Origin of the sequence: Rhodococcus sp. UFZ-B548, from assembly GCF_903819475.1 — a bacterium.
Lineage (GTDB): Bacteria > Actinomycetota > Actinomycetes > Mycobacteriales > Mycobacteriaceae > Rhodococcus_F > Rhodococcus_F erythropolis.
Map to the genome: position 1 here is coordinate 152,619 of NZ_CAIJDS010000003.1, position 11,749 is coordinate 164,367.

The 11,749-nt window shown below is 63.5% G+C and carries 12 protein-coding genes; 3 read left to right on the forward strand and 9 right to left on the reverse strand.

The features are described from left to right. Nucleotides 1-148: 148 nt before the first annotated feature. Nucleotides 149-505 carry a hypothetical protein gene (locus H7C86_RS05215; RefSeq protein ID WP_020907776.1) on the reverse strand — a complete coding sequence of 119 codons (357 nt, stop codon included), beginning with the start codon at nucleotides 503-505 and terminating at the stop codon, nucleotides 149-151. 189 nt (nucleotides 506-694) lie between these two features. Between H7C86_RS05215 and H7C86_RS05220 the strand changes: the two genes are divergently transcribed. Continuing rightward, nucleotides 695-1,033, forward strand: coding sequence for an RNA polymerase-binding protein RbpA (locus tag H7C86_RS05220; RefSeq protein WP_019748472.1), 339 nt, complete (start codon nucleotides 695-697; stop codon nucleotides 1,031-1,033). A 358-nt stretch (nucleotides 1,034-1,391) separates the two neighbouring features. Here the strand turns inward: H7C86_RS05220 and H7C86_RS05225 are convergent, their stop codons facing one another. The 6 genes from H7C86_RS05225 to H7C86_RS05250 form a co-directional block, all read right to left on the reverse strand. Next, nucleotides 1,392-2,570: a PrsW family intramembrane metalloprotease gene (locus H7C86_RS05225; protein ID WP_020969637.1), complete on the reverse strand. Its 1,179-nt coding sequence runs from the start codon at nucleotides 2,568-2,570 to the stop codon at nucleotides 1,392-1,394. Beyond that, nucleotides 2,567-3,220, reverse strand: coding sequence for a hypothetical protein (locus H7C86_RS05230; RefSeq protein ID WP_257209737.1), 654 nt, complete (start codon nucleotides 3,218-3,220; stop codon nucleotides 2,567-2,569). The genes H7C86_RS05225 and H7C86_RS05230 overlap by 4 nt, the downstream gene beginning before the upstream one ends. Before the next feature lie 136 nt (nucleotides 3,221-3,356). Further along, the gene (locus H7C86_RS05235) at nucleotides 3,357-4,202 is read right to left on the reverse strand and encodes a hypothetical protein (protein WP_019748476.1); all 846 of its coding nucleotides are present in this window, start codon (nucleotides 4,200-4,202) and stop codon (nucleotides 3,357-3,359) included. Nucleotides 4,203-4,294: 92 nt separating this feature from the next. Then, nucleotides 4,295-5,863, reverse strand: a complete 1,569-nt coding sequence (gene lnt, locus H7C86_RS05240) for an apolipoprotein N-acyltransferase (protein WP_182261232.1) — start codon at nucleotides 5,861-5,863, stop codon at nucleotides 4,295-4,297. A 37-nt stretch (nucleotides 5,864-5,900) separates the two neighbouring features. Next, entirely contained in the window at nucleotides 5,901-7,535 is a 1,635-nt protein-coding gene (locus tag H7C86_RS05245; protein ID WP_182261193.1) for an amidohydrolase, read from the reverse strand. Between the two features lie 12 nt (nucleotides 7,536-7,547). Beyond that, nucleotides 7,548-8,108, reverse strand: a complete 561-nt coding sequence (locus tag H7C86_RS05250; protein WP_003944915.1) for an FxsA family protein — start codon at nucleotides 8,106-8,108, stop codon at nucleotides 7,548-7,550. A gap of 250 nt (nucleotides 8,109-8,358) precedes the next feature. Between H7C86_RS05250 and H7C86_RS05255 the strand changes: the two genes are divergently transcribed. Next, the gene (locus tag H7C86_RS05255; RefSeq protein WP_003944837.1) at nucleotides 8,359-9,018 is read left to right on the forward strand and encodes a hypothetical protein; all 660 of its coding nucleotides are present in this window, start codon (nucleotides 8,359-8,361) and stop codon (nucleotides 9,016-9,018) included. A gap of 37 nt (nucleotides 9,019-9,055) precedes the next feature. Here H7C86_RS05255 and H7C86_RS05260 read toward each other — a convergent pair whose 3' ends face one another. Continuing rightward, nucleotides 9,056-9,715, reverse strand: coding sequence for a response regulator transcription factor (locus tag H7C86_RS05260; RefSeq protein ID WP_003945024.1), 660 nt, complete (start codon nucleotides 9,713-9,715; stop codon nucleotides 9,056-9,058). Nucleotides 9,716-9,772: 57 nt separating this feature from the next. Then, nucleotides 9,773-10,936: a sensor histidine kinase gene (locus tag H7C86_RS05265; protein WP_070386243.1), complete on the reverse strand. Its 1,164-nt coding sequence runs from the start codon at nucleotides 10,934-10,936 to the stop codon at nucleotides 9,773-9,775. 38 nt (nucleotides 10,937-10,974) lie between these two features. Here H7C86_RS05265 and H7C86_RS05270 point away from each other — a divergent pair, with 38 nt between their 5' ends. Next, nucleotides 10,975-11,742 carry a TSUP family transporter gene (locus H7C86_RS05270; protein WP_080910376.1) on the forward strand — a complete coding sequence of 256 codons (768 nt, stop codon included), beginning with the start codon at nucleotides 10,975-10,977 and terminating at the stop codon, nucleotides 11,740-11,742. Nucleotides 11,743-11,749 lie beyond the last annotated feature (7 nt).

Sequence of the window (11,749 nt, forward strand, 5' to 3'; positions counted from 1 at the left end):
TCATCGACCTCGACGAAGGGTCGCTTCGAAGTCCGAACCTCCCCGAAGGTCCGAACTCAGGATCAGAATTTGTCGTCGTCAGGCGTCAGGCGCACCGCAGTGCTGCGGTGCTCAACGCAAGGCTAGAAACCGGTTGCCCACACCTGCTTCACCGGAAACGTTCGGCTTCACGGGCAAGTTCGGTCAACCGTTCACACAACTGTGCGAGTTCCGAACTTTCGGCTCCCTCGGCAACAGCAGTCGCCACATCTTCGGCGGCGCAGCGAACCTCGAACATCCGATCCACCAGTTCGACGGCCTCGACGGCGGTCAAGATGACGGCGTCAGCCGGGATCGTCGTGCCCTTGACGGCATTGCGCTGCTCGTACGCGCGCTGGCGACAAGACTGGCTGCAGTACCGGCGACGACGACCCACTCCCGTCACCGCGACCTCGCGGCCGCACCACACACACGGGTTTCCGGAACGCGCAGTCTGCGGTGATCCGACGCGTGTGCTCTCAGCCATGAGTCGACACTGTACTCGAGATTCGGACGCCTTCGATGAACGCGCGCGGTACCCGGTAAGATGGAGAGGTTGCGTCTTCTCGCCACACGGGAACCAATCGGGTGCTCGTGGCGTTGTAGATGAGTGTGAGCGTCTACTCCCCAAGTCAGGGCGCCCACCAGCGGTGACGAACGAAGAGAGGACACCACCATGGCAGATCGCGTACTTCGAGGTAGCCGTCTCGGAGCTGTGAGCTACGAGACCGACCGTGACCATGACCTCGCGCCCCGTCGTATGGCCAAGTACAAGTGCGAGAACGGCGAGATCTTCGACATCCCGTTCGCGGACGAAGCCGAGATCCCCGGCACCTGGTTGTGCCGCAACGGCCTCGAAGGCGCCCTCATGGAGGGAACTGCCCCCGAAGCCAAGAAGGTCAAGCCTCCCCGCACCCACTGGGACATGCTGCTCGAGCGTCGCTCGGTCGAGGAACTCGAAGAGCTCCTCAAAGAGCGTCTCGATTTGCTGAAGGCCAAGCGTCGCGGCGCATGAACTAGCACTTCGATCAAGACCGTCCGGTTCTACACCGGGCGGTCTTTCTCGTTCTACGGGGAGTGATCGTTCACAAGTCGACGTCATACTTCGGCCCTTCTTCGACGTGGCAACTTCAGGATGCTTCGTGGTCCTCAAAGGCACTTCAGGACACCGTCATTCAGCATCCAGGCGCACTCGCGAGCCGACAGTGCGCGGATTCGCGATTCGCGCTGGAGAACCATCGGCACTGCTTCGTGCACCAGTGTGAGCTGTATCCCCCACCCCGCGACACACCAAACTTCGGTACCCCACTCACGCCGACTGGGGTGTGGGTAAATGACTTACGGTGCTGAACGGTACTTCCGCTACTTCGCGGTCACCGAGCGATGCTCTGTGCCGCGGTTCCTTGGCGGAGGCGGGTGATTTCGTTGCGTGATTCGACGACCTGGGAGCTGTCGTCGCCCTTGCTTACAGCAAGGTCGCTGCACAGATCCAGCGCGGCACGAACGATATGTCGTCGTTGGCGACGTTCGGTGCGAGTGGGTGCGGCTTTCGCGTAAGTGCGTTGTTGTCGCCATCCGCCGGCGGCTGTCACCTCGGCGTCGGTCAGGACGCCGGACTCGATTTCCGGGGCGAGAATGTCACGGACGAAGTGGGACTCACGTGGGTGCGCCCAGACGAACGCGATCCACAAGGCAGTGAAAGCGAAGACGATGTCGCCGATCATGATGACGAACACGAGCGAACTGCTGCCGCCGGCGATCGCGAGCATCGAATCCCACACGCCGTGGATCAGGATGGGGGCCACGATCAACGCCAATCCGCGTCCGATCCGCCGGGGCTGGGCCGGGGTGCCGATCAGATAGATCACGCCGGCGCAGAAAAGGGCTGTAAAGAGTGGATGAGAGACGATGTCGGAGTAGGTGCGGGTGGCGATGGAACCGATCAGTCCGTCGGTTTGGTGGGCGCCGAAGCCCTGCGTCGCGCCGGCAATCGAGTACAGAAAGTCTTCGCTGGTCTGAAATCCCAAGCCGATGAAAGCGCCGAGGAGCAGGCCGTCGGTTGCGGTGCGCACCAGTCGCGGTGCAAGCGCGAGGAGGACGACGATGCCGATGCCTTTGGCGGTTTCCTCCACGAACGGTGCAGAGAGGCCCGCATGCCAGTCCTGAGCCCATACCTGCCCGAAAATCTTCGTGTAGAGCGAGCCGACTGCTCCGTTCGCGGGTACTGCGATAGTGAACGTTGCTGCGGTGGCGCCCCAGATGAAGCCGGTGACCACTAGTCCTACGGGTTGGCGTTCGTAGCGGTCGATGTGCCGGAACCACCATGTCCAGACCGCGGCGCTGATGATGCCGACGATGCCGGCAACGAGGAGTGCGCGCCCGAAGTATCCGGCGAAGGGGGCGAACATCTGCCAGCCTTTGACGAGGCCGAATCCGCACATCCACAGGTATATCCAGAACACGACGTTGCGTGGTTGGAAGAAGTGAAATTTCTCGCCCCAGGCCGTCGTATCGAATGCGCGGGAGCGGGTTTCGAGGAGATCGCTGCTCACTTGGTGTCTCCCTCATGTGTGCCGATGGAGGCGATCATGTCGGTGATTTCTCGACTGCGGGCGGCGATCTGATCGGGTGGGCCGACTACCTGTACCCGAATTCCCTCGCCGTCGGCGACGAATGTGGTCACCGATCCGGCGGACCGCGGAGTGTCAAAGCTGACCTGGACGCCGCTCAGACCCCCGTCGGTGCTGATCGGCTGGCGTTTACCGGAGACCGCAAGCACGGAACTGCCGTTCGTCGCAAGACTCACGGCATCTGTTTGGGAGAGGAGCTCGTCGGCAGTTCCACTGAATGTGTCGGCGTCGACGCTCACGGTGACGGTGCCGCCGGTCAACGTCACACGTGGGAGCGAATCGGACGCGCCATGTTGGTCGGTTCGGAAACCACTGTCGACATTCCAGCCCGCAGGTGCGGCGAAGGAGACCGTTTCGGTCACGGCCATTCGGTCTCCGGCGCCGGTTGGATCTTCGGAGGAGACAGCCGAATCGATGGCGGGCACGATCACGGTCCAGAGCATCCACACCCCCAAGATCGCGAGGGCGTGTGGGAAGACGCGTGTGTCGAGTCCGAGGAAGCGGTGATCCGCTGGTGGACGTCGTCCGTGTATGGGATCGTGCTTGTGTGCAGTACTCGAAATAACGCTCAATTTCCCTCGTTTCCATTGCACGGCAGGTGCACTGACTATCGCAGAAACGGACAAATTCCGTGCATCAGCCGGCACCTGCCGGTCATCGAGACGATCGTGCACCAAGTTCCCGTCGGCGCGAGATCACCGAGAGCTCCTAGTCGACGGTGAACCGTCGCATCGCCAGATGTCCGAACACGCCGACCAGAATCAACGTGACGCCTGCGGTCACGGAAACGGAGTCGGTCACCAACCCCGCGATGCCGGTCACGGCTACGAACACCGGCAAAAAGTCGAACAGCCTGAAAATCGACTGCGGTGGTTCGGTTTCGAGGCCCTGAGCCTGAGCGGCCTTGTTCGGCGCATACTCGGGGTACCACTCGGTGAAGGAGATCGCGAAGAAGGTTCCGAGCAACTGCAGAATCCATCCGGTCCAGAAGTTGTCTCCGTCGTGCAGCAGTGCGTCTCCGAACAAGCCCACTGCGGCCGACCATGTGAAGGCGAGCGCCCACACTGCGGTGATGACGTAGTTGATGCGCAGAAACAGTGGCGTCGTCCAATACTCTTCAGGCGTCGACTCTTTCGCGTACTGCAAAGTGAAAGGATTGCGGAGCAGGATCGATCCGAAGGCAAAGACCACCAGCGCGATGTTGGTCAGTTCGCCTCCCCAGAGTTCGAACCACCGAATCGTGTTCGCCGACGCGAGGAGGCCGATGGCCGCCAGAACGCCGAAGAACACGACGTCGAAGACCTCCAACAGCTTCACCGTGCCGCCGCGCCGGTGACTGGCCGCCAAGATCAGCAGCGACAACCCGAGCGCGGCGGCCGCGGATTCCTCGAACCTTCCCGGCCCGGAGAGCAAGGACAGCAGGATCCACGGTGACAGCCCCGCGAGCGGTGACTGCAGCACCGCGTCGACGACACTGGTCTTGCGAACTGCAGTCTGGGGCTCGGTCTTCTCAGGCTGGGCCTTGTCTGGCTCGGTCTTGTCTGGCTCGGTCACAGGAGGCCGCCTTTACGCAGGAACGGGTGGCACAGCGAGTACCCGCGTAGGCGCCCCTCGGAACATCGGCAGCCCGATATCCGTTGCTCGGGTCAGATTGCCGCAGTCTCCTCTGGTGATTGCTCGGCCCGATCTCGGCGCCGGGCTACCAGCGCCATGGCAATCGCACCGACCGCGATGATGCTGAGCACGATCTCCGGCGCCGGACCTACTCGGGTAGCGAGGGTGGAGCTGGTCGACAGCGGCACCTTGGCCACAAGTGCCGCCGGCACGAACAGGTCGGTCTGCGAAGTCACTGCCCCGTCGGGAGCGATGATGGCGCTGACACCACTGGTTGCGGCCACAACGACGGCACGGCCGTGCTCGACTGCCCGCACACGGGACATTGCCAGCTGCTGATACGTCATCTCGGTGTCCCCGAAGGTGGCGTTGTTGGTCGGTACTGCCAGCAGCTGCGCACCATTGCGCACCGATTCCTGGAACGCCCGGTCGAACGCAACCTCGTAACAAGTCGCGACGCCGATCGGTACACCCGCTGCGTGGACAACGCCGTTGCCATCGCCGGGCACGAAATTGCCCGCACGATCGGCGTACGAGGAGAAGTTCCGGAAGAAGCTTCGGTATGGCAGGTATTCACCGAACGGCTGGATGATCTTCTTGTCGTGCTGTTCCTGAGGACCATTGGCGCCGTCCCACACGATCACTGAATTGGTGGTCGTACGATCGGCATTCACGAGTACGGTGCCGACAAGAATCGGGGCTCCGATCGCTTCGGAGGCTCGGGTGATGTCGGCCGCGGCATCGGCGTTTCGCAGTGGGTCGATGTCAGAGGCATTTTCCGGCCAGATCACGACGTCAGGCTGATCGACGCGGCCCGCGTCCACCTCGGCTGCCAGTTTCACAGTTTCGGTGACGTGGTTGTCGAGGACCTGCTTGCGTTGCGAGTTGAAGTCCAAGCCCAACCGCGGAACGCTGCCCTGGATCGCGGCGACGGTGATCGTTCGGTCGCCGGAATCCATGGTGGCAAGAAACGGCGACACCACGAGAGCAACGATCACGGGCACGATGGCGGCGGCAACGGCTCCGAAGAATCCTCGGTCCCATCGTTTTGCCGCGACAACGACGACGACTGCTGCCAAGCCGGTACCGGTCAGGGCCACCGCGAAGCTGAGCAGCGGCGCACCGCCGATACTCGCGAGTGGGAGGAGCCATCCTTCGGATTGACCGAATGCGAGCCTGCCCCAAGGAAATCCGCCGAAAGGGACGCTGGAACGAAGCCACTCGGTAAGCGTCCAGGTCGCGGCAATCCACAAAGGTGCCCAAGGCAACCTCGCCACCAGTACCGCCAGCAACCCGAACAGTCCGATGAACAACGACTCCACCGCGGCCAACGCGATCCACGGGACCGCGCCCACGAACACACCGATCCACGGAAGCAACGGCACCAGGAATCCGAGACCGGCCAGGTACCCGTAACCGAAGCCGGCACGAAGACGCAATCCGCCTCGACCGAAGTTCGTCAACACGCACGTCAGAAGAGCGATCCCGACTGGCGCCAGAAACCACAGCGGACGAGGTGGGAACCCGGCGAAGATCAAGAATCCGCCTGCGGCTGCGTACAGCGAACGTAGCCATGCCGAACCGGTGAGCACAGCGCTCACGCGGGAGCGATCACTGCTGGGCGCCTCTGCGCCGGCCTCACTCACTCGTCGAGCCGCGCTGGTAGACGACGCGTCCGCGATGCACCGACTTGATGCAGACCGGAATCGGCGCACCTTCCGCCAGCCTGGGCAGAGCGGGTACTCGCGAGCGCGGATCGGTAGACCATCGCTGGACCGAATCGGCCGGTGCACTGACTTCGAGTTCGCCTGCCTCCCACAACACGTAGGAGGCGGGTGCACCCGGATTGAGCGTTCCCGCGGCGCCGTCCCGCACTCCGCCCGCACGCCAGGCGCCGCGCGTTGCGGCGGAGAAGGCCGCACGCGGTGAGATTCCACTTCCGTCGGTGCGGTGCTGGACAGCGGCGCGCAGCATCGCCCACGGCTCGATGGGGGTGACCGGGGCATCGGAGCTGAATGCGAGCGAGACACCCTTACCGGCAGCAGGTGCAAACGGATTCAACGCTGCTGCGCGGTCGACTCCCAGGCGCGTGGCGTACAGACCGTCGGTACCGCCCCACAGTGCGTCGAACACCGGTTGGACGCTCGCGATGACACCCAAGGCCGCGAAGGTTTCCGCGTCGGCCATCGACATCATTTCCGCGTGCTCGAGGCGGTGACCCAACGCGGCGACCTTGAGGCCACCCAGTTCGTCGGCGACCTTGCGGAACGCGGCCGCTGCCGACGAGACGGCACCGTCGCCGATGGCATGGAAGCCGGCCTGGACACCCGCGAGGGTGCAGGCCCGGATGTGTGCGGCGATCGCGTCGACGTCGAGATAGGCGTTGCCCGTCGAATCAGGTTGGTCTGCATAGGGTTCGAGCAGCCACGCGGTATGCGAACCGAGCGAACCGTCGATGAAGAGATCCCCGCCGAGTCCGTCTGCTCCGGTTTTGTCGAGGAGTGCGCGAGCATCCTCTTCGGTGTCGACGCGCTCACCCCAGTAACCCCGAACCTCCACTCCGTGGTCGTGGGCCAGTAGTTCCTGGAAATCGGTCAGTCCCGAGATGTCCGGTCCGCCGCACTCGTGCACTGCGACGATCCCGCGGGAGGCGCACAGATCGAGCGCCGCGGTACGAGCAGACGCGCGCTGAGATTCGGTCAGCAGGTTCCGAGCCGCATTGCGCGCCAGGTGGTGTGCGTCGAAGGTCAGCGGGCCGTCGGCCGAGTATCCGGCAGTGTCGGCGAGGCCGGAGATCCCGTCGCGCAATGCGCTCGAGCACGCGGCCGAGTGAACGTCGATCCGCGAGAGATACACCTTGCGGCCAGGGGCAGCCGCGTCGAGATCCGCGGTCGAGGGCGGCGTCTGATCTGCCCACTCGGTGTCGTCCCAACCGTGTCCCCAGATGACTGCGTCGGGATGGGCAGTTTCGGGGTTTGCCGCTGCGAATGTTCGTACTCGCGAGAGGCATTCGTCCAGTGAGTTCGCGCCCACGAGATCGAGACCGACGAGATTGAGTCCCAATGCAGTGATGTGGACGTGGGTGTCGACGAACCCGGGAGTGACAAACGCACCGCCCAGGTCTTCGATCTCCGCGGCGGGGTGCAACGCCCGTCCGGCGCGCTCGTCGCCGACCCACACGACGGTGCCGTCGGTAATGGCGATCGAGGTCGCGTCAGGTGCAAATGAACTGTAGATCCGGCCGTTGACCAGCAGACGAGTAGTCACGAGCACCCAGTCTGCCTGTTAGTACTGCGGCCCCCGCGAACGGGTGGGTGTATCCGTGTCCAGAATCTCACCCTCGAGGACCAGTTCCTTGCCGTTGCTTGCTACGTACTCGGTGGTTTCGGGTGTCTCGACGATGATCTCGCCGTCGATCACCTCGCCGTTTCCGCGCATGCGCGCCGCGTAGCCGACGGTTCCGGCGAAGGCGTCACCACCGGCGGCAAATGCTGCTGCGCGCTTGCCTGCCAGGAGCACCGCAAGCGGGCGGAGCGCCCACCGGGTCGGCGGAATCAGAAGCAGAAGGCCCAGAACGGAAGTCACGAGTCCGGGTACGAACATCAACGCGGAGCCCGCCGCGACCAAGGCGCCGTCGGCGACCGCCAGTGACGGCGATCCCTCACCCCTCGTTGCCTTGCGGAATCCGTCCATGACTCGTCGCCACTGCGAACGCATGAGGATCAATCCGACAAGCGAACCGGCGAGAAACAGCAGCACTGTCCAGGCGACACCGATGGCGTTGCCCACGATGACCAATGCGGCGATCTCGACGATCACGTAGAGGAGGAATACGGCGGCGATCATGACGTCCCCTTTCAGACGGTCTATCCGTTCAACGCTCGAGGGGCCGGATTTTCTCCCGACAACGACGCAGAGGTGCAAAACAAGCGAGTGCCGTGAGTCACACGGGCCTTCTCTCGCGCACGTGCGACTTGCCTGGCGTTAACTAACGCTCCGCTAACGATTCTAAACCTCAAGTTGACGTTGAGACTATGCGCGTGGTCAAGTCACTTCGGGCCGCATTTCCCGGCCTCATGAAATGAAGGAGCCCGACATGAGCCGACTCCCCGGCAAGACACTCGCCCGACGCATTCCCGCTGCCATCGCCGGCACTGCCGCCGTCGTGGCACTCACCGCCGGCAGCGCGATGATCAGCGCGGGAACCGCGGCCGCAGAACCGGTAGTACCCGAAGGAATTGCCGCGCTGATCGCGCAGGCCGCAGCCATCTCCCCCGAAGCCTCTGCTGCTGTTCAGCAGTTGATCGGCACGGCAGGAGCTGATCAGATCACGACCGCCCTCGATCTCCCGGACATCGGCGTCACCAAGCCGCAGTCGTTCATGTACCCCGCACCGACGGTCGGGTGTGGCGTGGCCGGTGAACCTGTCACCGTCACCCTCAGCTCCGCACAGGCCGGTCCGAACTTCCCGTTGCCGCCGTGGGTCGAGGCCGACCATCTCCGGTTCCAGGCAATCCCGGGTTACGTCGGCATACCCAAGACCTCAGGGTTGAGTGTTGCCTGGATCAACGTTGGCACCTTCAAGGGCGGCATCGTCCCGTTGGACGAGAAGTTACCCGTACTCGATACGCCGTTGCTCTCGAAGGTCGTCGACACCGGCGACGGCAAGGTGTTTGCCGCTCTGTTCGGCAATGTCGATTACGCAGACGGGAAGACCTGCATCGTGCTGCCAACAGTGGGCGCTTTTGATGCCTGAGCAGAGCGAAACGCTCGCTGCCTGACAGGCGGCTGGCCTACGCGCCCGGAGTCACCAGTCCGGTCTCGTAGGCCAGCACCACCGCCTGCACACGATCACGCAGATCGAGTTTGGTCAGAATGCGTCCGACGTGCGACTTGATCGTCGATTCGGACAGGTACAGCTGCTGTGCGATCTCGATGTTCGACAGTCCCGTGGCCACGTGCCCGAGGACTTCGCGTTCGCGTTCGGTCAGGACGTCGAGAACCACCGGATCGCGTCGCGGCGCCGGACCGTCCACGATGAACCTCGACAGCAGACGACGTGTCACCTTCGGGGAAACAACCGCATCACCGGCCGCCACGCTGCGGATAGCCGACACGAGGTCCTCGGGCGGGGTGTCCTTGAGAAGAAACCCACTCGCTCCGGCACGCAGGGCGCCGAGCGCGTGTTCGTCCAGGTCGAACGTCGTCATGACCAGGACCCTGGATTCGATCCCGGAGGCAAGAATCTGCTCCGTCGCTTTCACACCGTCGACAATCGGCATCCGCACATCCATCAACACGACGTCAGGCTTCAGCGCCACCGCCGCTGCGACCGCCGCGGCTCCGTCACCGGCCTCACCGATCACCGAGATGTCCTCATGTGCTTCGAGCACCATGTTCAGGCCCATCCGCATGAGTTCCTGGTCGTCGACTAGCAGCACGGTGATGGGCACGGCGTAAACCTATCGGGCCTGAGACGTCGGTGCCAATGCGATTGCGGCGAGCCGGGATCAATCGTGGATCTCGAGCGGCAACTCTGCGTACACACGCCAACTGCCGTCGGGGCGTCGTCCCGTCTCGAGTGTCCCGTGCAGTACCGCCACCCGCTCACGCATGCCGACCAGTCCGTTGCCCGAACCGTGAGCGAAGGTCGAGCTCGACGTTCCGTTGTCGACGACCTCGAGCAGTACCGCGGTCTCGGTGCGGCGCACGGTGACTCGGGCCTTCGGGTTCGCGCCGGCGTGGCGGAGGACATTGGTCAGTGATTCCTGAACGAGGCGATGAATGCCAAGGCTGACCGATGGACTGACGTCGTCGAGCTCGCCGGTCAGCTCGAGGCGCACGCCGAGACCGGCGGCACGCATCATCTCGACAACCTTGGCAATGCCGGCCGTTCCGTGTTGCGGCATCAAATCGCTACTGACCTCGGTGCGCAGAAGCGAGACGGTCCGGCGAAGCTCTGCAAGCGCATCACGTCCGGTGCTGGAGATATTGCCGAGCGCCTTCTTCGCCAACGCCGGATTGGAATCGACGGCGTACGAGGCGCCGTCCGCCTGAACGATCATCACGCTGACCGCGTGGGCAACGACGTCGTGGAGTTCGCGGGCGATCCGGGTTCGTTCCGTCGCCACCGCATCCTCGGCGCGGCGGTCTCGTTCGTATTCGGCCACTTCGAGTCTGGCGGCCACTTCCTCGTCGTAGGCACGTCGCGCGCTCAAGAACTCGGCGGTGATCCAGGCCAATGCATAGAGCAGCGTCGCGATGATGATCGTCAGGATCACGTCTTGGCGGATGACGAGCAACGAGAGAGTCATGTCCAGGGCAAGGAAGCACGCGAATATCGCCCCGGTACGCCGATCGACGTACGCAACGAGTGTGTAGAGCGAAACTCCGAGCGCCAGCAGGCCTGGATGTTCCGCAGCCGGATCCCCGGTCGCCCACATCATCAGGGTCGCGAAGTACGACATCGACAATATGGACGCAGCGGACACACGCGGATATTTGCGACGCCACACGACGGGAATGCAGATCAGAAATCCGACGACGAGCTGAGGCCACCGCTCCTCACGCGGCGAACTGACGAACGTGACTACCTCGAGCGCGAAGAACACGAGCGCCAGCGCGCTGTCCGCGATCATCGGCTTTCCTCGCAGCCACAGGCTGAACCTCCGCATGTGCTCAAGAGTGTCACAGCTGTGAAAGAGTCACCGCCGTGGATATTGCTGATTGGGGACTGCTGATGACGGCAGCAACGGCGGCGGGTTGGGTGGACGCCGTCGTCGGCGGCGGCGGATTGATTCTGTTGCCCGCGCTCTTTCTGGTCGCCCCGCAATTGACCCCGCAGGCCGCACTGGCCACCAACAAACTGACGGCATTCACCGGGACGAGTGCTGCGGTGTACACGTTCTCGCGTCGAATCCCGATGCAATGGCGGCAGATGGCGCCGGCAGCCGCCTTGGCTGCGGTGACGTCCGCGTGCGGGGCGGCGGCCGTTTCACTGATCGACAAGAAGTACTTCATTCCGATCGTGATGGTCGTACTCGTCGCTGTCGCCGTCTTCGTGACAATGCGGCCGACGCTGGGCACCACGATCGCCACTCATCGTCCGACGCAGCGCAAGACCGTCCTCGTCCTGCTGCTCTCCGCCGGACTCATCGGGCTTTACGACGGTCTGCTCGGACCCGGCACCGGCACTTTCCTCATCATCAGCTTCGCCACCTTCCTCGGAACCGAATTCGTTCGGAGCGCAGCCATGGCGAAGGTGATCAATCTCGGTTCCAATTTCGGCGCGCTCGCCTACTTCGCCGTCACCGGGCATGTCTGGTGGAGTTTGGGTTTGGCGATGGCGGTGTGCAACGTGCTCGGCGCGGTCATCGGTTCGCGGATGGCGCTGAGCAAGGGATCCGGATTCGTCCGGATCACGCTGTTGGTGGTCGTGATCGCCATGGTGATTCGCCTCGGATGGCAGCAGTTCGGTTGAGATCGGC